General features: G+C 42.1%; 20 protein-coding genes. 15 read left to right on the forward strand and 5 right to left on the reverse strand.

The window, feature by feature from the left end; genetic code table 11:
- Positions 1 to 15: 15 nt before the first annotated feature.
- The 3 genes from F9L33_RS04080 to F9L33_RS04090 form a co-directional block, all read right to left on the reverse strand.
- Positions 16 to 990 carry a DoxX family protein gene (locus F9L33_RS04080; protein ID WP_152141449.1) on the reverse strand — a complete coding sequence of 325 codons (975 nt, stop codon included), beginning with the start codon at positions 988 to 990 and terminating at the stop codon, positions 16 to 18.
- Positions 991 to 2,437: 1,447 nt separating this feature from the next.
- Positions 2,438 to 3,520, reverse strand: a complete 1,083-nt coding sequence (locus F9L33_RS04085) for a hybrid-cluster NAD(P)-dependent oxidoreductase (RefSeq protein WP_152141450.1) — start codon at positions 3,518 to 3,520, stop codon at positions 2,438 to 2,440.
- A gap of 89 nt (positions 3,521 to 3,609) precedes the next feature.
- The gene (locus F9L33_RS04090; RefSeq protein ID WP_152141451.1) at positions 3,610 to 4,839 is read right to left on the reverse strand and encodes an aromatic ring-hydroxylating dioxygenase subunit alpha; all 1,230 of its coding nucleotides are present in this window, start codon (positions 4,837 to 4,839) and stop codon (positions 3,610 to 3,612) included.
- Between the two features lie 146 nt (positions 4,840 to 4,985).
- Between F9L33_RS04090 and F9L33_RS04095 the strand changes: the two genes are divergently transcribed.
- From F9L33_RS04095 to F9L33_RS04130, 8 genes are all read left to right on the forward strand, one after another.
- Positions 4,986 to 5,831 (forward strand): LysR family transcriptional regulator, encoded by an 846-nt coding sequence (locus tag F9L33_RS04095; RefSeq protein WP_152141452.1) that lies wholly within the window; start codon positions 4,986 to 4,988, stop codon positions 5,829 to 5,831.
- 339 nt (positions 5,832 to 6,170) lie between these two features.
- Positions 6,171 to 7,079, forward strand: a complete 909-nt coding sequence (locus tag F9L33_RS04100; RefSeq protein ID WP_152141453.1) for a metal ABC transporter substrate-binding protein — start codon at positions 6,171 to 6,173, stop codon at positions 7,077 to 7,079.
- Between the two features lie 9 nt (positions 7,080 to 7,088).
- Positions 7,089 to 7,961 carry a manganese/iron ABC transporter ATP-binding protein gene (locus tag F9L33_RS04105; RefSeq protein WP_152141454.1) on the forward strand — a complete coding sequence of 291 codons (873 nt, stop codon included), beginning with the start codon at positions 7,089 to 7,091 and terminating at the stop codon, positions 7,959 to 7,961.
- Complete coding sequence (locus tag F9L33_RS04110) at positions 7,958 to 8,824, forward strand: metal ABC transporter permease (protein WP_304505326.1); 867 nt, start codon at positions 7,958 to 7,960, stop codon at positions 8,822 to 8,824. Before F9L33_RS04105 ends, F9L33_RS04110 begins: the two co-directional genes overlap by 4 nt.
- On the forward strand, positions 8,817 to 9,644 hold the full coding sequence (locus F9L33_RS04115; protein WP_370452085.1) for a metal ABC transporter permease: 828 nt from the start codon (positions 8,817 to 8,819) through the stop codon (positions 9,642 to 9,644). The genes F9L33_RS04110 and F9L33_RS04115 overlap by 8 nt, the downstream gene beginning before the upstream one ends.
- Positions 9,645 to 9,749: 105 nt before the next feature.
- On the forward strand, positions 9,750 to 12,326 hold the full coding sequence (locus tag F9L33_RS04120) for a calcium-binding protein (RefSeq protein WP_152141457.1): 2,577 nt from the start codon (positions 9,750 to 9,752) through the stop codon (positions 12,324 to 12,326).
- Between the two features lie 27 nt (positions 12,327 to 12,353).
- Entirely contained in the window at positions 12,354 to 14,432 is a 2,079-nt protein-coding gene (locus F9L33_RS04125) for an ATP-binding cassette domain-containing protein (protein WP_152141458.1), read from the forward strand.
- Entirely contained in the window at positions 14,429 to 15,703 is a 1,275-nt protein-coding gene (locus F9L33_RS04130; protein WP_152141459.1) for an HlyD family efflux transporter periplasmic adaptor subunit, read from the forward strand. Before F9L33_RS04125 ends, F9L33_RS04130 begins: the two co-directional genes overlap by 4 nt.
- A gap of 17 nt (positions 15,704 to 15,720) precedes the next feature.
- On the opposite strand, the gene F9L33_RS04135 is transcribed toward F9L33_RS04130, so the two are convergent.
- Complete coding sequence (locus F9L33_RS04135; protein WP_226803932.1) at positions 15,721 to 16,272, reverse strand: LuxR C-terminal-related transcriptional regulator; 552 nt, start codon at positions 16,270 to 16,272, stop codon at positions 15,721 to 15,723.
- A gap of 101 nt (positions 16,273 to 16,373) precedes the next feature.
- Here F9L33_RS04135 and F9L33_RS04140 point away from each other — a divergent pair, with 101 nt between their 5' ends.
- From F9L33_RS04140 to F9L33_RS04160, 5 genes are all read left to right on the forward strand, one after another.
- Positions 16,374 to 17,831, forward strand: a complete 1,458-nt coding sequence (locus F9L33_RS04140) for an aldehyde dehydrogenase family protein (protein WP_152141461.1) — start codon at positions 16,374 to 16,376, stop codon at positions 17,829 to 17,831.
- 10 nt (positions 17,832 to 17,841) lie between these two features.
- Positions 17,842 to 18,588, forward strand: coding sequence for an SDR family oxidoreductase (locus F9L33_RS04145; RefSeq protein ID WP_152141462.1), 747 nt, complete (start codon positions 17,842 to 17,844; stop codon positions 18,586 to 18,588).
- A gap of 173 nt (positions 18,589 to 18,761) precedes the next feature.
- Complete coding sequence (locus F9L33_RS04150; protein ID WP_152141463.1) at positions 18,762 to 19,799, forward strand: TRAP transporter substrate-binding protein; 1,038 nt, start codon at positions 18,762 to 18,764, stop codon at positions 19,797 to 19,799.
- A 77-nt stretch (positions 19,800 to 19,876) separates the two neighbouring features.
- A complete protein-coding gene (locus F9L33_RS04155; protein WP_152141464.1) occupies positions 19,877 to 20,662 on the forward strand; it encodes a TRAP transporter small permease subunit in 786 nt (261 codons plus the stop codon).
- A 4-nt stretch (positions 20,663 to 20,666) separates the two neighbouring features.
- Complete coding sequence (locus F9L33_RS04160; RefSeq protein WP_152141465.1) at positions 20,667 to 22,115, forward strand: TRAP transporter large permease subunit; 1,449 nt, start codon at positions 20,667 to 20,669, stop codon at positions 22,113 to 22,115.
- Positions 22,116 to 22,142: 27 nt separating this feature from the next.
- Here the strand turns inward: F9L33_RS04160 and F9L33_RS04165 are convergent, their stop codons facing one another.
- Positions 22,143 to 22,328 (reverse strand): hypothetical protein, encoded by a 186-nt coding sequence (locus F9L33_RS04165; RefSeq protein ID WP_152141466.1) that lies wholly within the window; start codon positions 22,326 to 22,328, stop codon positions 22,143 to 22,145.
- A 296-nt stretch (positions 22,329 to 22,624) separates the two neighbouring features.
- Between F9L33_RS04165 and F9L33_RS04170 the strand changes: the two genes are divergently transcribed.
- The gene (locus F9L33_RS04170; RefSeq protein ID WP_152141467.1) at positions 22,625 to 23,551 is read left to right on the forward strand and encodes a LysR family transcriptional regulator; all 927 of its coding nucleotides are present in this window, start codon (positions 22,625 to 22,627) and stop codon (positions 23,549 to 23,551) included.
- A 154-nt stretch (positions 23,552 to 23,705) separates the two neighbouring features.
- Entirely contained in the window at positions 23,706 to 25,784 is a 2,079-nt protein-coding gene (locus F9L33_RS04175) for a hydantoinase/oxoprolinase family protein (RefSeq protein ID WP_152141468.1), read from the forward strand.
- Positions 25,785 to 25,792: the final 8 nt, after the last annotated feature.

Raw genomic sequence — 25,792 nt, forward strand, 5'->3', positions numbered from 1 at the left:
TATCATATACGAGAATTAAGGTTTGTCTGTTTCTCGTAATTTACCAAAGAATAGCTCACGAGGCCGCTGGAGTATATTTACAAATTGAAAAACTTGGCCACCAGAATAGCGAATTAATACTGCAACGGCTGCAAGATATGCAATTTCGCGTTTTATAGCATTCAAATTATCCCATAAAGTTTTGTCCAGACTGAATTTATTTATGCAATAAAATATAATAACCACACAACATATACTTGCCGCTATACGAACACCGTGCCCCAATATTAGTACAATTCCTAATATGGTCAGGATGATTGGAAAGTTAGTCCAAGACTTTACATGATCAAGGCCATAAAATGCTCCCCCTGCAAGTAAGACCACAGCAATAGAAATACGGATCGTAAACCTAGAGAGAACTAAGTTTGGAAGATTAGCGGGGGCCCCCCTACTCATTACGCTCCTATCAAAACTATATGTACCAGAGCCCATTAAAGCTAAAACAAAGCAGAAGCCAGATAAGCCAATATCACGTATCTGAACTATCATTGCTGGTGTTAAAAAGGTGCTGTTTTCTATATTTTCGCCTGGCGTTGTTAAAACTGGTAAGGCGGCAACAAATGACCACATTAATAAACCAAATACGATTGCTAACGGTCTTACAAATAGCCCGGAAACAAGTGCGATACCCGCAAATAATTCAAATGCGGAAAGTGTTGTCATAAACATCCAAGGCGAAAGTATGCCATTTGAAAAAAGGTAATCTTGAAAGAAGGCATTTATATAACCGTCGGGTGCTAGGTATTTGTTAACTAGCGCATCTGCGCGTAATGGATCTATTGCGCGTGAAAGCTTCCACCAACCACCTATTATAAATACGGCTCCTAAGCCTATGCGCAATATTAATGCAATAAGATCTGCATCTTTATTTGTTAATTGTGTTGAACCACTATTCGATATTTTTTCCCATAGTGTCTGAGTTTCAACGGAATGTGTTGAACGTTGTGTCATTTGGATTCTCCAAAAATTGAATTGAAATGTTTTTTTTGCGCTCAATCGCGCTTAGTTTAAATTCGTCTTTTTGGAGGTTTTGGTTCTAACTTGACTGTTGTTCCTCTTAATGGGTCTTTTTCATATTGATGGTTGTTTTGTTCTGTTGAACCATATGCAAAAATTTTACCTGAATAAAAAAGAGCATTGGAACACAGCTCCGCACATCTGTTTCCACTATTTTCATACTGTCTATCTTGTTTTGATTTTAAATTCTGCTCATCACATGCGTATGAGGTACATGAGAGAGAGTTTATCTGGATTGCAGCATAATTAGTCTTCAACGTAAAATCCCTGACCAAGCTGCTGCTAGTTAGGATACTGAGAATAATCACTAGGTGTAAAAAGACATAAATCGACTTGTTTAACATTACTTTAACTTGCTCTATCTGCCATCATCAAGCCAGCACGCCAGTGCATAATGGACGCCGGTAAACCTTGCCAATACCTAATGACCCCAATAACCCTAAACTGACAATAAAACCCACATAGGAGACGGGTAAATCAAAGCTGCTTTGAATGATGAGTACTAGTGCCAATAATACAGATTGATGAAAACCATTTCCCATCAATCTGAACCTTATTGCGATAGCCGTTGAGGTATTCAAAGTGGAAACTTTCTGTTTAAAAACAAGGGTTATGTTAAATCTTATTGTTTTAGTAAGATATATAGTTGGTTTTACTTTTCAGAATTAATTAGCTGTCGTCAATATGATAATTGAGAGGTTTTCAAAATGAGCGAATTACCCCCACAATTGCCCGAACATGGTATTACAACAGCACTTATTTTTACTCCCTGTGCTTTGGATAACGAATGGCAACGCACCAAGCCAATACGGCCTCAGAAGCTATTATAAAGACTCCTCAATTTTGCTTTTGAAGATCACAGAGCTAGAGCACAATCTCAGAATTCTGATCAGAAGATATTTAAGTATGAGCCCTGCTCTACAACTAAGTAGCAATCTTATTCATAACCTTAGATAATTAAAAACTGGTGATCACAATCCTTGTTAAGTGATCACCAGTTACGTCCAATAAGAAACACTCAAAGAGGAGTTTCATCTCTTACATCGCAGGGACGATCAGGGATAAGAAATTCGCATCAATTCATACGTATGTCTTGGGATTGAGAATAGTACATAAGTGGTTGATCCACTAATTATTTAACGACATAAATTTTATCTTTTCGACATAAAATCTCCAATTTCTCCTTCAGAATTGGCCATAAGTATAAATGTATCAATGCGCCAATTAATTGATAAGCCGAATAGAGTTTTTAACTTAATATTAATTAAAAAAAATAATGCTGGTGATCATCAAACTTGTCAGATGACCACCAGCTACCTGCTGCTAGATATTACCACAGGAAGGTTCTAATACCTACAGCACAGGAGGTATCTTTATACCTTTAAGCTTCTATCGAGATTTTCCCAATTGGGTTTGAACAGCACGCAAGTATATAGCCTTTTTCAATATCGCTTTCTGTAATGCCGCCGTTGTGAACCATATGTACATCGCCAGTCAGCTTCTTGACCTTACATGTGCCACAGACACCAAAGGTACAGCCTGATGGGATGTTTAATCCCGCTGCTTTAGCCGTCGCCAATACAGTATCGGTTTCAGCGCATTTATATCTGACATCAGATTTATGGAAATAGACCTCAGCTTCTGTATCATCATCCAGAACAACATCATCAGATATCTGTTCATCCACGCTCATTTCTAATGGGGCGCCAAAGCTTTCTTGATGGTATCTTTCCATATCAAACCCAAGGCCAGAAAGCGCATCGCGAACAGCCTGCATGAATGGTTCTGGGCCGCAGCAAAAGACTTCTCTTTCAAGATAATCAGGTGCCATAAGGCCAAGCATTAATTGATTTAACACCCCCTGATAGCCTGTCCATGGGCTGTATGCGTCTGGCTCGTCCACAACGAATTTAAGCTCTAAACCCGAGGTTCGACTCGCCATTTGTTCAAGCCGCTGACGGAACAGAATTTCTGATGGGCGGCGTGCGCAATTGATAAACACGACATCCATATCTTTTCCTTCATCCCAAAGACAGGTGGTCATAGACATCATTGGCGTGATGCCAGATCCAGCGGAGATGAACAAAAACTTTTTGTTTTCATGTGACGCGTTTGTGAATGATCCCGCAGGACCAATTGCTTTTAGACGCATCCCAGTCTGCAGATTATCCAACATCCAACGTGTTCCAATACTCGTTGGTTGCGCTTTCGCAGTAATGGTTATGGTTCTAGGACGCGAAGGTGACGATGAAATCGTGTAAGTTCTATGAACCGTTCCAGTTTCTGTTGGTATTTCCAACGTCAAAAACTGCCCAGGATCAAAATCGAAAAATGCCCCAGAAGGCGCGCGGAATGAAAAGCTGGCCGTATTGGGCATTTCTGGAATAACAGACACACATTCCAGCATCTCGGAATCTGACCATACAGATTGTGACCGTTTACGGTCTGTTTCAGTATTGTTCATGGGTTTTATCCTAATTTGTACAGAGTACAGAATTTCCAACTTAGACAAGGCTAATGGTTACTCAGTATCCACCAGCCTTGTTCATTTATTTATTCTGCAGCGATGCTTTGAACATGCAGACGCTTTTCCATCGTTTCAGCATACCAATCGACAAAGCCTCGGACACTAACCTCATGCTCAGGTGAGTAAGGGCCAGGTACATATGCCGGGGAATTCACGCCAATCTGGTTATCCTCTACAACACGACGATCTTCCTCATTTGTAGCAACCCAAACTTCGGTTAAGTGATCGACGTCATAGTCTTTACCTTCCACAGCATCTTTGTGTACAAGCCAGCTTGTCACCAATTCTGTTTCTGTTGGGCTAATTGGCGTGACACGGAATGTCATACAATGATCTGGTAAGAAGTACGCCCATGTGCTCGGGTAATGGAATTTATTAAATACCCCAGAATCTTCTTTCTGAATATTGCCCAAACGTTTGGTTGGAACAGCAAATTCACCATCCATCGTGAAACTTTTCGTGCCTTCAACCAGCGGCATTCTTGACAGTCTATAATGACCATCTTCTGGTACTTTATAATATGCTGGGAGCCCTGCTGCCTCGCATGCTTCAAAGTGTTCCGCAATATAATCAGGAATATTCCCATTCCCAAGGTAAGACACGCGAGGATCCTCTGGAAAGGATCTAATGAGGCTTGGGTGGTTGGCAGCACAGTGGTAGCATTCGCGGTTGTTTTCCCAAACCAACTTCCAATTCCCGTTTTCAATGATACGTGATTCAACTGCAACTTTTGCATTCTCCAAATCATGCGGTGCCAAGTAAGGGCGCACCACATCTGAGAATGCATCAAAATCAGGCGCATCATCAGCAAGGCAAATATAAATAAGACCTTCCAGATTGCGGCAATGTACAGATTTCAGACCATGATCTTCTGGTTTAAAATCTGGCCCCATGTCACGTGCCCAGGCTAACGAACCATCAAGATTGTAAGTCCAAGAGTGGTAAGGGCACACAAGTTTAGCAGCATTGCCTTTGGCGGCCTTACAAATAATTGAACCACGGTGGCGGCATGTGTTGTGGAATGCTCGGATTTCATTGTCTGCACCACGCACAACAACAATCTGATAATCGCCAACTTTATAAGTTACATAGCTTCCAACTTCGGGAAGTTCACAAACTGGCGTCACAAACAGCCAGTCTTTGTAATAAATGTTTTCCAGATCATCCTGAAATATCTGTGGATCGCTATAAAACGACCGCTCAAGTGCATGGCCTGGTTGGCGACGTCCCAAAAGGTCTTGTATGTTTTGGTTCATGATGGCTTTCTCCAGCATAGGGTTTCTTAAAAATCAGGCTTCCTAGAATCTTAGGAAGAACCAAAATTATGAAAAACGTATAATTCACACAAAAAAACTTGTACAATCGATTGTAAATCGATCATCAATCGCCTATAGCGATTGATATGGAGATTAAACTTATAGAAACATTCCTGGATGTCTTAGAAAGCAGAAACTTTAACCTTTCTGCTGAACGATTGAATATTACCCAATCAAGCGTTAGCGCTCGGATAAAGGCATTGGAAACAGCCATAGACGCCACCTTATTTGAAAGAGGCCGCGCAGGTGCTACACCCACTGTTGCGGGGTTTCGTTTTGAGCCACACGCACGCCTTCTTTTGGCGACATGGGATCAAGGGCGCAGAGATGCAGGCGCAGGCCCAAACAGGGATGGTTTACTGCGTTTGGCTGGACAATTTAGTTTGATGCGATCCGTACTTGTGGATTGGGTGATTGAGTTACGCAGGCATTACCCACGAAAGGCTATTGATTTACAAGCAGACTATTCCAACCAAATCGTTCGAGACTTGTCACTTGGTGTCGTTGACATCGGCATTTTATATTCCCCCCAATATTTACCAGACATTGACATACAACAGGTTGGATCAGAGCAATTTGTAATGGTTTCTACGGAAAGTAATACTATAAACAAAATCTCCAAAGAGACATATATCAATACTGGCTACACATCATTCTTCAACCAGTGTCATCAGTCACTCTTACCAGAATTTTCTAACGGCGCACTTTCAGTTGGCTTCGAAGAGTTATCAGTCGAACTTTTGAAACGTATTGGTGGAAGTACATACCTTCCTAAAAGATTTATACCCGACCTTATGCTGACGCTTCCTAGCATTCGATTTGTAGAGGATGCGCCAGAAATTTTGCATCCGGTTTTCTCTGCTGTGCATATAAGAAAACGGCACTATGCTGAAGTTGCACATGCTTTAAAAGTGTTACGGAATACTTTATAATTATGTCAATCGAAGTGCACTATGCCATACCAGTTGTGCATTCTTTAGATATACAACTCATATAAATTAATTTTAATTTGATTACCTTTTGCTGGTAATAAACATTTTTACAACTTTATTCTCAACCTCACAATTTAAGAACTAAGTGTTTGTTTTTATTGGATTGGAAATCTCATTAATTACGTGATCCGACAACTACGATATAAAACACCCCAGTAATAACCAGAACACAGACATAATTCATTATCTCACCTTATTGCGAGTAATTCGCAATAAGCTTTACAGTTGCGAGTAATTCTCATAAGCAGCTTTCAACCCTTATTTAAAATGGAAAGATAAATGTCAGCCTTAAAAAACATTCTATCAGGTAGTTTTGCACTGATACTAACATTTATACCTGCAAGTCTTGTTCATGCAGAAGATAAATTGAAAGTCATCACAACCTTCACAGTTATCGCTGATATGGCCTCTAATGTTGCGGGTGACACAGCAATTGTGGAATCTATCACGAAACCAGGTGCTGAAATTCATGGGTACTCCCCTACTCCGCGTGATATTCTAAAGGCTCAAGATGCTGATCTAATACTATGGAATGGTATGAACCTCGAATTGTGGTTCGAGCAATTCTTTTCCAATCTTAAAGATGTCCCAAGTGCAACTTTGACAAGTGGTATTGAACCGATGAGCATCACCGAAGGATCATATAATGGCAAACCAAACCCACATGCGTGGATGTCTTTGGATAATGCACATATATATATAGACAATATTCAGAAAGCTTTTACAAAAGAGGACCCAGAAAATGCAGCTATTTATTTAGCAAACGCTGAGAAATACAAAGCTGAATTAACAAATCATATTGCGCCCCTACGCGAAGCAATATTAGAGGTTCCTGCCGAAAATCGTTGGTTGGCATCATGTGAAGGTGCGTTCAGCTATCTCGTGCGTGATTTTCAGATGCAAGAATTATACCTTTGGCCTATGAATGCAGATCAAACGGGTACACCGCAACAAGTACGTAAAGTTATTGATGGTATACGTGAAAACAACATTCCTGCCGTGTTTTGTGAAAGTACGGTCAGCAGCGATCCAGCCAAACAAGTCGCGCGTGAAACAGGCGCCGCCTTTGGAGGAATATTGTATGTAGATTCGCTGACTTCGGCTGATGGCCCTGTACCAACTTATTTAGACCTACTACGTGTCACATCAGAAACCATTGCTACAGCCTTGACAGCAGCAACTGATTAGGATTTCACAATGAAGGATATCACATCCAACTTTGGTATTCGCGCACGTAATGTAACTGTGACCTATAAAAACGGTCACACAGCATTGCACGATGCAAGCTTTGAGATACCAACGAGTACGATCACAGCTTTGGTCGGAGTGAATGGTTCTGGTAAATCCACCCTTTTCAAAGCCTTGATGGGCTTTGTTCCAGCATCTTTGGGTGATATATCTATATTAGATATGCCCGTAAAGTCTGCACTTAAGCAAAACATTGTGGCTTATGTTCCCCAAGCCGAAGAAGTTGACTGGTCATTCCCCGTTCTGGTTGAAGATGTGGTTATGATGGGGCGTTACGGCCATATGAACTTCATGCGTATCCCAAAGCGTTCTGATCATAAAGTTGTGACAGACGCCCTGACCCGAGTTGGTATGAATGATTTTCGCGATCGCCAAATCGGCGAATTGTCTGGTGGGCAACGCAAACGCGTGTTCCTAGCGCGAGCACTAGCGCAAGAAAGCAAAGTGATCTTGCTGGATGAGCCCTTTACAGGCGTTGATGTAAAAACCGAAGACGCGATTATCGAATTGCTGCGTGATATGCGTGATGAAGGTCGTGTCATTCTAGTCGCCACGCATAATCTTGGTTCTGTACCAGAATTCTGTGATCGTACAATCTTGGTCAAAGGTACGGTTCTGGCACACGGGCCAACCAGCGAAACGTTCACCCAATCTAATCTCGAAGAAGCCTTTGGCGGTGTATTACGTCATTTTGTTCTAAGCGGCAAAGATTTACATGATGATGACGATACGCGCCAAGTGACAGTTCTGACTGACGACGAACGCCCATTCGTTCTGTACGACGATAAACCAAAAGGCAGTAAAGCTGGAGGATCGAAGTGATCGAAACCATACTCCTACCCTTTAGTTATGGCTATATGACCAATGCCATGTGGGTAAGCGCATTGGTTGGCGGCGTTTGCGCGTTTCTATCCGCATACTTAATGCTCAAAGGGTGGTCCTTAATCGGGGATGCCTTAAGCCACTCAATCGTTCCGGGTGTTGCAGGCGCTTATATGCTTGGCCTACCCTTTGCATTAGGCGCTTTTGCCGCTGGTGGTTTGGCTGCTGGTGCGATGTTATTTCTAAACCAACGGTCGGGCTTAAAAGAGGATGCTATCATTGGTTTGATCTTCACCTCATTCTTTGGGCTCGGCCTGTTCATGGCATCGATTTCCCCAACATCCATCAATATTCAAACCATCACATTGGGAAACATCCTAGCCATTACACCTTATGATACATTACAGCTTGCAATCATTGGTTTTGTATCATTAGCGATCCTGTTGCTGAAATGGAAAGATTTGATGGTCGCTTTTTTTGATGAAAGCCATGCACGCTCTATTGGGATCAATCCTGACCGCCTGAAGGTGCTATTTTTTATGCTATTATCTGCATCATGTGTGGCAGCTTTGCAAACAGTAGGCGCCTTTCTAGTGATTGCTATGGTCGTTACTCCTGGTGCAACGGCATATTTGCTTACAGATCGTTTTCCACGCTTACTACTTTTAAGTGTGGCCATTGGATCAATCACAAGTTTTGTGGGTGCATATATCAGCTTTTTTCTAGATGGCGCCACAGGAGGGATCATTATTTGTTTGCAAACATTGCTATTTTTATTAGCTTTCTTTTTCGCTCCTAAACATGGTTACATCGCGGCCCGTCAAAAGAAAGCCGCAGTCATAAAGGAGCCAAATGATGGATGAGATATTACTTCCCTTCCAATTAGGTTTTATGATCAACGCCTTTATTATCACTGCAATCATTTCTGTTCCAACAGCCCTGCTATCTTGTTATCTGGTTCTAAAAGGGTGGTCTCTAATGGGCGATGCAATCAGTCATGCTGTTTTACCAGGTGTTGTGATTGCATATATTATCAATATCCCCCTCATTATTGGTGCTTTTACTGCAGGCATGATCTGCGCTTTGGCAACGGGATTTTTAAAAGAAAATAGTCGCGTAAAACAAGACACAGTCATGGGTGTTGTGTTTTCTGGTATGTTTGGTTTGGGGATCGTCATGTACACGAAAATCAATACCGATGTACATTTAGATCATATCCTGTTTGGGAATATGTTGGGGATAACGCGCTCTGATATCTTAACCACGGGACTGATATCACTGGTTGTTGCATTGGTAGTGTTTCTAAAACGCCGTGATTTACTCTTGCATGCCTTTGATCCTGCACAAGCAAAAGCGGCGGGCTTGCCTGTCTTTGCTCTACATTATGGTTTATTGGCTATTTTATCCCTAACCATTGTTGCGACACTAAAAGCTGTTGGTATCATATTGGCTATTGGATTGTTGATCGCACCTGGTGCAATTGCGTTCTTACTAACCAAACAGTTTGAAAAAATGTTGCTTATCTCTGTTGCCGTCACATTTATTTCTGGTGTGAGTGGTATCTACTTAAGTTTCTTTATAGACAGCGCCCCTGCCCCAACGATAATTCTGATCCTTACATTCATTTTTATAATAAGCTTTATTTCACAGACGCGAAAAAAATCTAAATTCTTAGACCTCTAAAATTTTCAATAAACTATTCAATCAATACGTGTTGAAAATCGTCTTAATTAATATTTCTTTTGCCACTCTACCCTATTCCTACCGTATACCAGTCAGGAGATGGAAATGGCCGATAGCGCTGCGACTTCAAAAGTAGAAAAATCAAATTTCAATACAATTATAGGCTCCACAGAGGACGATAATATATCAAGTGAACCTGCAAATGATGCTCCTTTATCAGAAGCAACGGACATTGATAAGATAAATGGTAATATTGGGAATGATACTATTGATGCGGGTTCCGGAAATGATTTAGCAGCTGGCGACACAGTTGGGAATGAATGGACACTGGTGGATGGTAAATGGGTTTATGACCCAAGTAAAATCTCCGCAAATGTATCAGATGAAGCGCCAAGTTATGATGACACAATCATTGCAGGTGATGGCGATGACGTTGTATTGGGCAATGGTGGGCAGGATCAACTTTTCGCAGGGAGTGGTGATGATACAGTCAATGCAGGTACAGGTGATGATGTTGTATTTGGTGGGGCTGGTGATGACCTACTTAATTTAGAAGACGGGAATGACACAGCCGAAGGTGGCGCAGGCGATGATGTTATCAATGCAGGTGATGGCGATGATATTGTTTATGGGGATGCAAAAGACGAAAATATCTTACAAAAAACACAAAATGGAGAAACACCTACAAGTTTTGCACAGTATGAAAAATCTGAAGCATGGGATTTAATCGAAGAAGATGGTCATTCATGCATTTCCCAATCTGTCACAACACAAGCGGATGAAACCTATACCATTTCTTTTGATCTTGCCGCCAATTTATCAAGCGGAGCAACATCAGGCACAGTTGAAGTACTTTGGAATGGTCAAGTTGTCGGCGAAATCAGCACCAATTCTGGTGTTTATGAAACTCACACGATTGATGTACCTGGTTTAGGTGGCGAAGGAGACTTAACGTTTCGCGAAGTTGACCCGACACCAAACACTGGACCAGAAATAAACACAGAAGGCCCAATCTTTTCATATGAAAAAGACGTCAATATCGGTGGCGAAGATATAAGTGTTTCTGCTTTTGCACCAGGTCAAGCAAAACTGTATCAAGTCATTGATGGCCAGTTAAAAGTTTTTGACACAACCCAGAACGAATATATTGATGCGGGTGATCCCACGGGGCTGAAATTAAATGCTATTGGTTTCAATGTAGAAGATGACCTGATCTACGGTATTGCAAAAAAAGACGGCGTAGATGCTCTTGGCAATCCTGTATCTGTGAAAGATTTGGTGATGATAGACGCAGATGGTAATGCCTATCGTGTTGGTGAAGCGCCATATGGCGATTATGTTGGTGACTTTGACGACAGTGGCAATTTATGGAGTTTTCACAGCTCTCTAAACCGGGTTACAAAAATTGACATCGATAATCTGGATGCTGATGGCAATCCAACGACAACAGTTTACAACCTGCCAAACAACCTATTCAACGGCCGTGCTTATGACATTGCCTATAATGCAGCAGACGATGTCTTTTATGCTGTTGAATCCCCCAAAAGCAATGGAGCCGAAGGCATAGTACACCGAATTGATATCTCTGATATCGAAAATGGCGGCACCCCAATAATTACATCTGTTCCAATTACAGGAACACTATATGGCGATGAGATGCAATCTGGCTTGGCAAAAGGCGCATATGGTGCTGTATTCCTCGATGGGGATGGTAATCTTTATTATGGTTTAAACAAAGGCGATCATGATCTGGATGGCACAACAACATCAAATGGAGCCATATATAAGGTAAACGTGGATTGGGAAGATGGATCCGCTTATTCAGAATTTATGTCTACATCAGAAGCAACTGGATCAAATGACGGTGCTGTTGATCCAAGGTCTGCCAATGCATTTGATGAAGTTGATACCGAAGCGCCATTTTTACTGCGAAACCCAGAAGTAATCCCCAAAAGTGGTGGAAATGATGATTTACGCGGAGGGGACGGAAACGATATCCTCTTTGGTGGCGGCGGAAACGATATTTTATATGGCGGCAATGACAACGATCAACTTTCAGGAGATCACGGGGATGATCGGTTATATGGTGGAACTGGGGATGATATTCTTTCAGGTGGGTCAGGTGATGACAAAATCAAAGGGGGCGCTGGGGATGACGGCTTATCTGGTGGTGACGGCAAAGATAACCTGAGTGCTGGTGCTGGGGATGATATTATTGATGGAGGCGCAGGAAATGACAAAATTAGAGGCGGTTCTGGAAATGATGACTTATCTGGTGGTGATGGCAAAGATTACTTGAATGCTGGAGATGGTAATGACGTAATTTATGGAGGTGATGGTAACGACAAAATCGTCGGTGGCACTGGTTCAGATACAATAGAAGGTGGTGCCGGGAACGATCACATGTGGGGTGGAAATTGGTGGAAAGATGGTTCCAGCGACACATTCATTGTCTCAGCTGGCAGCGGCAAAGACATGATCCATGACTTTGAAACGCAAAACGACCAAATCGATTTGTCATCATATGGCTTGGAGTTCTCAGACCTCCAAAATCTTATTAACGACAAAGGGTGGGCTACAGAAATTGATCTAAGCGGTTTAGATGGCGCAGGGTCAAATGACAAAGTGATCATAAAATCCGTTGATCCTGACGACTTAGATGAAACAAATTTCATTCTGTAGTCTAAGATAATAAACCAAGGTTATATTTTGTCACAAACTGCACCCCTAACAAGCTTAAAACAACTCATTGCACCAATGCTGATGTTCAGTTTTGTTACAAATCTAGCAATCCTTGTCAGCCCGATTTTCATGATGCAAGTTTTAGATCGGGTTGTTCCAAGTGGAAACCTAAGCACTTTGTTATTACTTCTTTGTTTAGCTATCTTGATCACCTTTACACATTCAATTGTTGAAATGTACCGAGATATGACATTCGATAAATCAGCCCGCTGGATTGAAATGACCGGAGCGCAATCCGCATTAAATATTGAAATCACCAAACGTGAAAATATTATTCAAAATATAGGGCATTGCAGTGCATTTTTTAGATCATCGCAAGCGTCAACCGCTTTAAACATTCCTTGGATCCCAATATTTTTAATTGCTTTAAGCTTTATACACCCCCTCTTTTGCCTCCTTATTGGTGGCATTATCGCCTGTATGTTTACTGTCAAAGTATTTGCAAAAGTCGCTATAGCTGACACGCAAAAAAATACTCAAAATGTTATGCAAAAAGAAACGGAAACATTACGCGATATACATGACAATGCAGTTATTTCAGGCATGCGTGCTGTTGCCGTAAATTTAGCACAGCTTTATTTTAGTTTACAATCTCAAAGACACCGCTTTGAAGACCAAACAAGCTTAAGCAGAAGCGCACAAACAGCAAGCCTAAGTTTTTTACGTACCTCGACGCAACTATTGGCCTTAAGCCTTGGAGCATATCTTGTAGTGAATGGTAGTTTAACTGCGGGTGGCATGATTGGGGCCTCCATAATAACAGCCAAAACAGTTTCAAGCATTGAGAGCTGCGTTAATGCTTTCAAGGATATCAAGGTATCGTTACAAGCATACAAGGCACTTAATATAGATTTAACCAAGCCAAATACAGTGCCCACCGAGATCGTTTCATTAAATGGTCAGATAAAATGCGATGGTTTGATATTTCCACGTGGGAATGGCGCTCCCCCAAGGCTGGACCGTGTATCATTCCATTTAGATGCTGGTCAATGTTTGGCAATCATTGGGGATTCTGGAAGCGGGAAAACCACTTTGCTTCATGCCTTATGTGGTATTGCTCCCTGCCCGATTGGATCGGTTATACTTGACGAAAGTGAAGTGAAGACACTTGGGCCAAAGACGTTACAAACGGAGGTTGGCTATTTAGCTCAACAAGCACGTATTGTGAAAGGTACAATCGCACAGAACATCTCGTGTTTTCAAAATACTCCTGATGACGAGAAAATTATCGCGGCAGCTAAATTGGCAGGTGTTCACGGCCTGATATCTGCATTACCGCAAGGATATGATACAGAAATGGGAACACAATCCTATTTACTTTCCGCGGGCCAAAAACAACGTGTTGCCCTGGCCCGCGCAGTGTATGAGAGCCCCAAATATCTGTTCTTGGACGAGCCTAATGCCTTGTTAGATGCCGTTGGCGAACGTCAATTATGCGACACGCTTTCTATTCTTAAAAAACGTGGCACAACCATTATAATGGTTCTACATCGCTCCGGTATAATGAGCATTGCCGATAAGGTGTTATTTTTGGACCAAGGCCGCATGGCAGATTTTGGCCCGCGTTCAGAAGTCCTAAGTCGCATGAACGATGGCAAACAACGCATCACCCTACCCTTACAACCTGCTTCTCTGTTAGATTTAACAGACTGGATTGTTGCGCAATTTGTACGCCACTCAGATAAAGCGTTTTGCCAAAATGCTGTTATGGTCGCCAATGAGATGTTTAATGTTGCCGATCTAAATGGTCCAAATGATCAAAAGCGCCAAGTAACATTAATTTTTAGATTCATCGATGAGAAACGATGCGAAGTCACATTGCGCGAAGAACACCCAACACGCGCCGCACAAAAGATGCAAAAAATACGCTCGCTTGTCATCCACCCAGAAGTCAGCATGGTTGATTTACCCGATGATGAGATCGGTTTAGCCGTTATTTCACAAATGACGGATAGCTTTGATATTCAGAATATCGATAATGCGTCTCTGTTTTCAGCCCGCCTTTCTGGAAAGGCAAATCATAAAGCGGGGGTTACACTACAATGAAAGACCAAAACACACTCCCAAATAATATAATGCGCCCATTAAACTGGGCCGCTTTAACACTTGCCTGCACAATTTTCTTCATCGCGCTGTGGTCTGTATATGCCCCTCTTGCGACCACAATTAAAGCAGATGGTACATTGGTATCGTCACGGCCAAATTACGAAATCCAACATGTATATGGTGGTGAAATCCAAAAGGTATATGTCAAAGCACAAGATAACATTCAAAAAGGTCAAAAATTACTGCGCCTAAATACAGATACACAATCTGAAAGCCTTACATATATTAAGCAACAAATATTGAGGTTATCTACCGAAAATGAAATCATCACCAACATATTAGGAAGGAACCCTCCCGACCCTAATTACAAAAATCACGCGCTCTACCACAAACACCAAACTTTAATCGCTGATTTGAAATTTAAGACGCAATCTTTAACTCAAACGATTTCTACAAAAGAAGATCAAGTCATTTTGGTTAGAGGTGGAATTGATCTTTTGAAAAAGAGACGTGATTACATGAAACAACGCTCTGAAAGTTATGATCACCTCATCACTAAAGGTGCAGTGGCAGCAATACAAGCAGAAGCGCAGGCAGATCAGTGGCTGGAATTAGAGGGCGAAATTAACGATGAATACGCGCAACTTGAAACCAATTTGAATGATATTGAACAAGCTAAAATCGATCAGCAAAGGTTAAAAACCGAATACCACCTTTCTCTGCTAAATCAGCTAGGGCAGAATAAATCACGCTTACCCGAGTTGCATAGACAAGCTTTAATTTTGCAAGATGAGATAAACAAAGCTTTCGTTCTTTCCCCGATCGATGGTGCCGTTCAATCTTTGAATTTTGACACTGAGCAAATGTATGTAGCAAAAGGCACAACACTTTTAACTCTATCACAGCCACTTCAAAAACCACGTGTTAAGACCACCATTCCCGCATCTTCGGTGGACCAAATTTATATAGGCATGATTGGCAAACTTATTATTCCCAGCCTACCTCAAAGGAATTTACCATCTGTTCATGTCACATTAAGCTCTCTCGCGGCTGAAGCTGTTAAGGATGAGATGGGGCAAACCGTTGGGTATCAGGCATATGCTGATATAAATACTAAAGACTTAAAAAAACTGGAGAATGCTATGGGCGGCAGCTTGAACTTAGCAACAGATATGCCAGTTAACCTTTCTATGGTTGGGAATACGACAACATTATATCAATATCTGATCGTCCCCTTCTTTTCCGCCTTTGATGGCGCTATTCAAGATTAAATCCATAATACACTTTATCAGGCTTCTATATTACCCAGTTTAACCAAAAGAGCTGTTGCATTTTTGACCTTGAATTTCTTTAGTAATCTTGCCCTTACATCTTCAATTGTCCTTGGAGATAAGGATAGATTTTTCGCAATTTCTTTACTGGTTTGCCCAAGGCTCAAATATCCCACGACCTGACGTTCACGGGATGTCAGTATCACTTTTGCATCAGCTTCAGATAATTTAGAAAAACTTAAGACAGTTTGGGCCAATGGGTTTTCAGGGCTTAATGTTTGCGCTCTGAAACGACACCAAAACCACGTGTCATCCCTGTGTTGCATAATGCGTTCATCTGAATACACACCTTTTTGCTCTAATGTACCAATACCAATATCTCTAATACGATCGAATTCTTTTTGTGAACCGTAAAGCATACGAAATGACTGATTATATAGCTCATGCTTCTGGTAACCAAACAAATCAGCAAATGTCTGATTACATGATCGGATGATCCGATTTTCTGTCAAAACTATACCAACAGGAGCATAATCATAAGCAAGTATTGTGTAGTCTATGTCATTCAAATCCTGTCCCCTTTAAAAACGAACACCGTATCACTACGGTATTGATACCGTATATTGTACAACTTACCCTGACAATAGAGGACACTAAAAGGATGAGATTAATGACATTGAAAGATTACATTTGGTTTGATCCAACCAAATGCCTTATTGGTGGAAATTGGGTCTCGCCTCAAAATGGGGACTATATTCCGTTGATAAACCCATCAACTGGAGAAGAATTATGTAACATTGCACGTGGACAATCGGGCGACATAGATGCAGGTGTTTCAGCCGCTCGATCCGCTTTGGATGGTGAATGGGGTCGTATGGCTGCACCTGAACGTGGGCGTATGCTGTTAGAGCTTGGACGTCTTGTTCTGACAAAAGTAGATGAATTAGCACATCTAGAGGCCTTAGATGTCGGTAAACCACTAAAACAAGCACACGCAGATGTTATCGCATTGGCGCGTTACATGGAATTTTATGGCGGTGCTGCGGATAAGTTGCATGGAACGACAATTCCATATTTAGACGGATACACAGTTTATTCGTTACGAGAACCCCATGGTGTAACAGGACATATAGTTCCTTGGAATTATCCAATGCAAATTATTGGCCGTTCAGTGGGCGCAGCTTTAGCAGCTGGTAATGCTGCTGTCTTAAAACCAGCAGAAGAAGCCTGTTTAACCGCATTAGCTTTTGGTGATCTGGCGATGCAAGTCGGCATACCTTCTGGCGCCATCAATATAATCCCAGGTTTAGGCGCAGAAGCAGGTGCAGCACTCTCATCCCATAAAAATGTTGAACATATCTCATTCACCGGATCGGTTGACGTAGGTAGCTTAATACAAACAGCAGCGGCCCAAAATATTGTACCTGTCACGTTAGAATTGGGTGGGAAGTCACCTCAATTGGTGTTCGAAGATGCTGATTTAGAGGCCGCATTACCCTTTCTCGTGAATGCAGGCATTCAAAATGCAGGGCAAACGTGCTCAGCATCATCGCGCATATTAGTACAAAAATCACGGTATGCAGAAGTACTATCACTTATGGCAGACCGCTATAACGCTTTACAAATTGGGCCTGCTTTATCGGATCTAGATGTTGGGCCACTTATTTCACAACGTCAGAAAAAAATTGTCGATGGCTTTATTGAAAAAGGCAGCGATTTAGAAAAAATTGCATCAGGAAAAATTATTGCCGATGCGCCATTAGGTGGATCGTATGCTGTGCCAACATTATTTGCATCGCATGATTGCACTCATTGCCTTGCACAAGATGAAATCTTTGGGCCAATACAGGTTGTTATCCCATTTGAAGATGAAACCGAGGCTTTGGCAATAGCAAATGGGACTGATTATGGGTTGGTTGCTTCTGTTTGGACACAGGACGGAGCACGCCAGATGCGAACAGCAAAAGCAATCAGGTCTGGCCAAGTTTTTATCAACAATTACGGCGCAGGTGGTGGTGTTGAGCTTCCCTTTGGTGGCGTTGGGAAATCAGGGCATGGCCGCGAAAAAGGCTTCGAAGCTTTATATGGCTTCACTAAATTAAAAACAGTTGCAGCCTACCACGGTTAAGGAGAGACATATGAGATTAGAGGGTAAAACAGCCATTGTGACAGGCGGCGCGTCAGGATTTGGTCTGGGAATTGCGCAAAAATTTATTGATGAAGGCGCCCATGTTATGATCGCAGACATCAATGGCAATGCAGCACAAGCAGCGGCAAATCAACTCGGCAACAGAGCGATGGCCTTTGCGGCAAATATGGCCGTCAATAAAGACGTAGCACAACTTGCCACAACAGCATTAGATGTTTTTGATCATATTGACATACTCGTAAACAATGCTGGCATTACGCATCTTCCATCAACAATGGAAGACGTAAGCGAAGAAGACTTTGATAACGTTCTTGCCGTAAATACTAAATCCGTCTTTCTAACCGCAAAGCATATTGTTCCACACATGAAATCGCGCAAGGCAGGTGTGATCTTAAATGTGGCTTCTACAGCAGGCATTAGTCCTCGCCCCCGTTTAAGTTGGTATAATTGTTCAAAGGGTTGGATGATTACAGCAACGAAATCAATGGCCATTGAATTGGCACCAGAAGGTGTGCGTGTAAATGCCATCAACCCCGTTGCAGGAGAAACACCATTATTAAAATCTTTCATGGGGGAAGATACACCCGAAATACGTGCTAAATTCATTTCAACGATACCAATTGGTCGCTTTTCCACACCCGAAGATATGGGGGCTGCCGCATGTTTCCTATGTTCCGATGAAGCAAGTATGATCACTGGCGTTTGTATGGAAGTTGATGGAGGCCGTTGTATCTGAAAAACTCTAGCTACGTGTTTATACCTATATTGTTTGAATATCTTGCATAAGAAAGAATGTTGTGTTTGGTTACTATTGTTGACCAATTCAATGCAATTAACGTATACATTGAGTTGCACCTAAGCAAAAGCTTAGGAATCACCGCTGTAAAAGCACACTTTTGGGAGGAAGTAATGAAGAAAACTATAACTGGCGCACTTGTAGGCGCTACAATGATTGCGGGCACGGCTAGCGCGCAACAAACAATTGAAATGACATCATCATTCCCACAAAATCTACCAATTTTAGGAACGGCTGCATTGGATTTCGTCGCAAAGATGAATGGCATTTCCGAAGAAGTAGAATTTGAACACTTCGATCCAGGTAAATTGGTTCCAACATTGGAAGCACTTGATGCCGTATCAAACGGTTCTGTTGACTCTGCTTATGCAACATCTGGCTATTGGCAAGGTAAGCTAAATTCGGCATCATTATTTGCAGCTGTGCCTTTTGGCCCAGAAGCTGGTGAGTTTTTAGGTTGGATTTTGTATGATGATGGTGCGAAATACTGGCAACAAATGTATGACGACAATGGTTATAACGTAAAAACATTACCTTGTGGGATCATCGCGCCAGAAACATCAGGCTGGTTCAAAAAAGAAATCAACACAGTCGAAGACCTTAAAGGGTTGAACATGCGTTTCTTTGGCCTTGGCGCTAAAGTTATGGATAAGCTAGGCGTATCAACGTCCCTATTAGGTGCCTCTGATATTTTCCCAGCACTTGAGCGTGGCGCAATTGATGCGACAGAATTCTCAATGCCGAAAATTGACGCTCGTTTGGGCTTCCACAAAATTGCAAAATACAACTACTTCCCTGGCTGGCACCAACCATCAACATTGTTTGAGTTGATCATCAACAAAGATGTTTACGAAGGTCTTGGCGAAAAAGCACAAAACCAAATCGAAACAGCTTGCTTGGCAAACATCACAACAAACTTAGCTGAAGGCGAAGCAACAAACTTTGCTGCGATGGTTGAGAACACAGAAAAGAATGGCGTAACAATCAAACGCTGGTCTCCTGAAATTCTTGATGCGTTCCAATCAAACTGGAATGAAGTTGCTGCTGAACTGGCTGCTGATGATCCATTCTTCAAAGAAGTATGGGACGATTTGCAAGAATACCGTGCAGGTTATAAAGTTTGGTCTCAAATCTACCTACCACGTGACTAATTCAGTCATCTATTAATTAAAGGGCGGCGATTATAGCCGCCCTTTTTTCACGAATACATTGGGAGGCGCAGCTTTAAATGCCTGATAGAACACTAGAGATTGCTGAGCAATCGATCGCAATTTCTGATCCAGGAGAAAAGAACCGCGAAAATCATCTTTGGGGTGACCGATTGATGATCAATGTTGGCAATATAGTTGCATGGATATTCCCTATTCTCATGGTAGCAATCGTTACGCAGGTCATTATTCGTAAAGCCGGTTTTAACCAAGCTTGGTTAGACGATGCACAATGGTGGATGTATGGCTTGGCTATGATTGTTGGATTTGGATATGCCATTACAACAGACAGCCATGTTCGTGTTGATATCCTTCACCAAAATTATTCTCCTGAACGTAAAGCCCGTATAGAAGTGTTTGCAATTGGCTGGCTATTACTGCCATTTCTTGTGATTATGTCTGATATTATGATCCACTACGCATATGCCTCTTGGAAAGCTGGCGAAGGATCAGACAGTGCAAACGGCTTACACAGGCTTTATCTTTTGAAAATGGCTATGCCTGTGATCTTCATTTTATCTGGTATTGCTGCATGGTCTGTCATGTACCGCAATATGATGCAATTCATGAACCCAAAAATGTGGCGTCTCTTTATTGCTGCGGCCCCTGCTATCTTATTTATTTCAGAGCGTTTGATCCATTACGGCCTATGGTGGATCGTGCGCATTACACAACCAGACCTAAACCCAAGGCGTATTTCAAGAGAACCACTACTGGAAAACTCTACATGGTTAGCAGTCGGCTTTATGGCCTTCGTGATTATGATCAGTTTTATCATGAACCGTAAGAACGCAGCGAAAGTATAAATTTATGGAAATTCTATCACTATTCGGTGCTCTTTTAGACATGAACCAATGGATGGTGCTGCTTATGTTTGGCACGTTCATTATTATGTTATTTCGTGGCATCCCTGTGGCCTTTGCACTTGTCGGTGTTAGCCTGATCTTTGCTATGGTTGGTGAATTTCTTTTGGATCCCTTCCGAAAAACCATCAACACCTATATCGAATTTGATCGCACTGGCATCACCTATGTAAAACTATTTGCAAACGGCGGTCGTTTCTTTGGTGGTATTATCAAGAATCCAGTGCTCGTTGCCCTACCAATGTTTATTTTCATGGGACTAATGCTGGACCAGTCTGGCGTTGCACAGCGTATGATGAAATCTATGCAGGTACTTTTTGGCGCTCTAAAGGGTGGTCTTGCACTTGCTGTAATGCTTATTGGCATCATACTTGCTGCCTCAACAGGTGTGATTGGCGCATCAGTAGTTCTATTGGGTGTGATGGGCATTCCAACCATGATGAACCAGAACTACGCAAAACCTATCGCAACCGGCACGATTGCCGCTTCGGGTACTTTAGGTATTTTAATCCCACCATCTATTATGCTTGTTATAATGTCAGACCAGCTGGCGATTAGTCTAGGCGACTTGTTCATGGGCGCCCTCTTCCCAGGATTAATTCTTGGTGCTTTATACATCATATTCATCATCGTATATGGCCTAATCAACCCTTCTGCTATGCCGCTTCCAGAAAACCGCGAACCGGTTACAATGAAAGTTGTCCGTGATGTTGCGTTGTCAGTTGTACCACCAATGGCACTTATCTTATTGGTGCTTGGCTCGATCTTTTTTGGGCTCGCAACACCTACAGAGGCCTCTGGTTTAGGCGCTATGGGCGCTACTCTACTAGCACTCGCAGCACGTAACTTGAACTTGAAAGTGTTTAAAGACGTAATGCGCCAAACACTTAACACCTCTGGTTACATTGTTGGTATTTTCATTGCAGCTAATTTCTTTGCCTTTATTTTACGCCGTTTTGGTGGTGATGAAATTATCGAAAACATGGTTTTAGGATCGTTTGATAACCCATATATGGTAATCTGCTTTATCTTGTTCATCATCTTCTTATTGGGTTTCTTGTTGGATTGGATTGAAATCACGTTAATTATTATGCCCCTCATGCTTCCGGTTATCCTTGGTTTGGACATTGCTGTAGAAGGTTATGGCATCGTGGATAATCCATCAATTGTATGGTTTGCGATTTTGGTGGCTGTGACGCTACAAACCTCTTTCTTGACCCCTCCTGTAGGTTTTGCGCTATTCTACCTAAAGGGCGTTTGCCCACCTGAAATCAGTCTCAGCCATATCTACAAAGGTGTTATCCCATTTGTATTGTTACAGATAACCGGTCTGGCGATTGTGTTCTTTTTCCCGGAACTGACCACGTGGCTACCAGCCCTAGCATACGGGAACTAAATTTTAGCAGCCTGATTATTCGGGCTGCTATACCACAGTAGATCTTTTGGGCATTTTATCTTTAGACATCGTTTTTACCAAAGATAATTTCTGCCCTGCACGAACACCTGATAAATCAAGAACCAATTCTGTAACAGCAAGTATTGAAAGCATGGCTGCAACTTGAAAGATGCATATACCGAATATCTTTCTAGATCCGATTTTCGTAGTCATTTTAGCCTCAATAGTGATATTAGCATTTTGCTTTTCATAAAAAAGAAATAGAAACTTGAAGCAATACAAACAACGCATATCTCGCCATATTTGATATGCAATAAATGCATAGCGATGCTAAAAACCAAACATCACGCCAAGAATACGGCTGTAATAAATTAATATAATAGCTTGTTATATAAAGGTAATATATAAATATATTGATTTACAACTTTTCAATGGTTGCAATTATTTTCAAAGCGCCACTATTTTAAAACGACTATTCAAACTCATTGAAAAGCAGCATCGGACACCCATTGCATATAAACTTAAAACAACTAGAAGCCTTTATTTGGGTTGCTGACTTGGGCAGCTTCCGCGGCGCAGCTGATAGGTTGAATACCACCCAGCCAAATATTTCTTCGCGCATCTCAGCTTTAGAAACAAATCTGAATGTTATCCTTATGGAACGCGATGCAGGATCTGTCAGGCTAACAACAAAAGGACAACACCTTCTTATACATGCTAGGCAAGTTATACGAGAAGCTGAAAGCTTTATCGAAGCCGCGGATAACACATCTCTTTTCGATGGAGTTTTACGTTTAGGCGTTACAGAAATGGTTGTGCACACATGGCTGAATGATTTCTTAAAAGCTTTAAACGACCAATTTCCAAAAATCAGCGTCGAACTCAATGTAGATTTATCTATAAATCTAGAAAAAGAATTATCAGAACGGTCCCTAGATCTAGCTTTGCAATACGGTCCTTTCAAAGGAAAAACATCTGGATCGGCAGACTTGGGAACATACCCAATGATATGGGTCGCATCACCAGAATTAAACATCGATACCTCCAGAAAAATGGGTATAGAAGATATCGTGAAACATCCAATCTTGACCCATTCACGTGTTACGCATTCTTTTGAAGAAATCACGCAACATTTTGCAATGCGCCGCGATCTCTCGGCACGGTTGGTTCCATCTAGCAATTTAGCAGCATGCCTTTATATGACCATGAATGGCATGGGGATTGGGATTATGCCTGATGTCATGGTGGCAAAAGAATTGAAGAATGGTGAACTGATACAAGTTCAATATGACTGGACGCCAGAACCATCTCATTTCTTAGCACGCTATGATGCTGATAAATCCGCTAAATTCGTGGCAAGTGCAGCAAAAATTGCAAGCGACATTGCAAAAAACTACGCAATCGATTTTTCCCGCGAAGCAATTATTCCAGTATGATATTTATTTTACCGATACTCTGATATGTAGTTTACAACAACAAAGTAGGATAAATTTTTATTATACAATACATCCAATAAAGTAATTTGCTCTTATCAAACAAATACTCCAACGTGTTCGCATTAGCTTCATGTGAAAGAGAGCGGAATCACAAATGCATAAATCATCAATTCGTTTGGGCGTAGACATCGGCGGTACATTTACCGATGTTGTTTTGGAAATTGACGCAGAACAGTTTTCTACCAAAGTCCTAACAACATATGCTGCTCCTGAGAATGCAATCATTGATGGTATGCATCTGGTCTGTAACAAAGCTGGCATTATGCCATCTGATATTCAACAAATCATTCATGGCACAACGTTAGCGACAAACGCATTGATTGAACGTCGTGGTGCAAAGACGGCCCTAATCACAACACAGGGGTTCCGGGATGTTATTGAGATGCGCACGGAGTCGCGTTTTGAGCAATATGATTTAAACCTAAATCTACCAGAACCGTTGTTGCCACGTCAGATGCGTTACACAGTAGAAGAGCGTGTTGATGCGAAAGGCAACGTGTTGATTGATCTAGACCGCGCTAAGGTAGAAGCCGTCGTCGATCAAATCGCCGAAGCTGGATATAAGAGTGTCGCCGTTGGCTTGATACATTCGTATCTAAACGATGAACACGAAAAAATGGTACGTGAAGTGCTGACAGAAAAACTGCCAGACGTTATGGTTTCGCTATCTTCTGAAGTTTCCCCTCAGATGCGCGAATATGAACGTTTCAATACAGTGGTTGCAAACGCATATATCAAACCTTTGATGAAAAGCTACTTGGGCCGTCTTGAAGGCCGTCTAAATAATGAAGGCGTGACTTGTAAAATCTTCCTCATGCACTCTGGTGGCGGTATAATTTCTATCGAAAGCGCCGCGGATTTCCCTGTGCGTCTTGTTGAATCTGGTCCTGCAGGTGGTGCAGTTTTCGCTGCCAACATTGCAGCACGTTATAACTTGGATAAAGTGCTGTCATTCGATATGGGCGGTACAACAGCAAAAATTTGTTTGATTAAAAACCAAACTCCAAAAACAAGCCGCGTGTTTGAAGTTGCACGTACATACCGCTTCAAAAAAGGCTCTGGTATGCCAATATCAATCCCTGTCATTGATATGGTCGAAATCGGCGCTGGTGGTGGCTCTTTAGCACATCTAGATAGCATGCGCCAAATCCGTGTCGGTCCAGAATCTGCAGGTTCAGAACCTGGCCCTGCTTGTTATGGTCGTGGCGGCGAAAAACCTGCAGTGACAGATGCCGACCTTGTTTTGGGTAAACTTGACCCAGATAATTTTGCGGGTGGTTCAATCCAACTTCACACAAAAAACTCCGCTGCCGCTTTGGAAGCAGTACTTGGTAAAACATTGGACATGGATGCACAAACAGCTGCGTTTGGTTTGGCCGAAGTTGTGGATGAAAACATGGCAAATGCTGCACGTGTTCACGCGGTAGAAAATGGCGAAGACCTTTCCGAATATACAATGATCGCGTTTGGCGGCGCTGCACCATTGCATGCCGCACGCCTATGCGAAAAACTAGGTGTTGAGCGTCTGTTAGTACCACCTGGTGCTGGCGTTGGCTCTGCGATTGGTTTTTTACGTGCTCCATTCAGCTTTGAGGCAAATCGCTCTGTTTATATGAAACTGTCTGACTTCAACGGCAGCAAGATCCAGAACCTTTTGACAGATTTAAAAGCAGAATCTAATGGATTTGTACGCAACTGTGATGCAAGTGCTGAAATTTTATCAGAGTTTAAAGTGTACATGCGCTACTCTGGTCAGGGTTGGGAAATCCCAATTATCTTAACTGAAGAACAAGCAATGAACCCAGACGTAGATACATTTGAACGTCTGTTCGAAGAGGATTATACAAAACTCTTTGGTCGCCCAGTCGAAGGCCTAGATATCGAGATCACTGTTTGGTCTGTTAACGCCACAACGCCAGCTGAAAAGGTTGCGCCTGTCACAACTTTATCCGCAAAAATGACCGCAGACGTAGATAAACAGCGTCAGATGTTTGATCCAGCACAAGCGGCTTACTTAGAAGCATCGGTTGTTTTGCGCAAACAAATGGCAAATGGCGCAGAAGCCAAAGGCCCTGCTGCGATCACCGAAGAAGAAACAACAATCATTGTACCAGCAAGCCGTACAGCCATTCGTCAACCTGACGGCTGCATCGATGTCGTTGTAAGAACCTGAAGTGGAAT

Origin of the sequence: Amylibacter sp. SFDW26 (genome assembly GCF_009184395.1) — a bacterium.
In the GTDB taxonomy this organism is placed as follows: Bacteria; Pseudomonadota; Alphaproteobacteria; order Rhodobacterales; family Rhodobacteraceae; genus Amylibacter.

Excerpts from the sequence above, each read along its gene's own strand:
- F9L33_RS04090 (WP_152141451.1), bottom strand. The coding sequence starts at position 4,839 with ATGAACCAAAACATACAAGACCTTTTGGGACGTCGCCAACCAGGCCAT.
- F9L33_RS04160 (WP_152141465.1), top strand. The coding sequence starts at position 20,667 with ATGGAAATTCTATCACTATTCGGTGCTCTTTTAGACATGAACCAATGG.
- F9L33_RS04145 (WP_152141462.1), top strand. The coding sequence starts at position 17,842 with ATGAGATTAGAGGGTAAAACAGCCATTGTGACAGGCGGCGCGTCAGGA.
- F9L33_RS04080 (WP_152141449.1), bottom strand. The coding sequence starts at position 990 with ATGACACAACGTTCAACACATTCCGTTGAAACTCAGACACTATGGGAA.
- F9L33_RS04150 (WP_152141463.1), top strand. The coding sequence starts at position 18,762 with ATGAAGAAAACTATAACTGGCGCACTTGTAGGCGCTACAATGATTGCG.
- F9L33_RS04165 (WP_152141466.1), bottom strand. The coding sequence starts at position 22,328 with ATGACTACGAAAATCGGATCTAGAAAGATATTCGGTATATGCATCTTT.
- F9L33_RS04100 (WP_152141453.1), top strand. The coding sequence starts at position 6,171 with ATGTCAGCCTTAAAAAACATTCTATCAGGTAGTTTTGCACTGATACTA.
- F9L33_RS04085 (WP_152141450.1), bottom strand. The coding sequence starts at position 3,520 with ATGAACAATACTGAAACAGACCGTAAACGGTCACAATCTGTATGGTCA.
- F9L33_RS04115 (WP_370452085.1), top strand. The coding sequence starts at position 8,817 with ATGGATGAGATATTACTTCCCTTCCAATTAGGTTTTATGATCAACGCC.
- F9L33_RS04140 (WP_152141461.1), top strand. The coding sequence starts at position 16,374 with ATGACATTGAAAGATTACATTTGGTTTGATCCAACCAAATGCCTTATT.
- F9L33_RS04155 (WP_152141464.1), top strand. The coding sequence starts at position 19,877 with ATGCCTGATAGAACACTAGAGATTGCTGAGCAATCGATCGCAATTTCT.
- F9L33_RS04175 (WP_152141468.1), top strand. The coding sequence starts at position 23,706 with ATGCATAAATCATCAATTCGTTTGGGCGTAGACATCGGCGGTACATTT.
- F9L33_RS04120 (WP_152141457.1), top strand. The coding sequence starts at position 9,750 with ATGGCCGATAGCGCTGCGACTTCAAAAGTAGAAAAATCAAATTTCAAT.
- F9L33_RS04130 (WP_152141459.1), top strand. The coding sequence starts at position 14,429 with ATGAAAGACCAAAACACACTCCCAAATAATATAATGCGCCCATTAAAC.
- F9L33_RS04095 (WP_152141452.1), top strand. The coding sequence starts at position 4,986 with ATGGAGATTAAACTTATAGAAACATTCCTGGATGTCTTAGAAAGCAGA.
- F9L33_RS04105 (WP_152141454.1), top strand. The coding sequence starts at position 7,089 with ATGAAGGATATCACATCCAACTTTGGTATTCGCGCACGTAATGTAACT.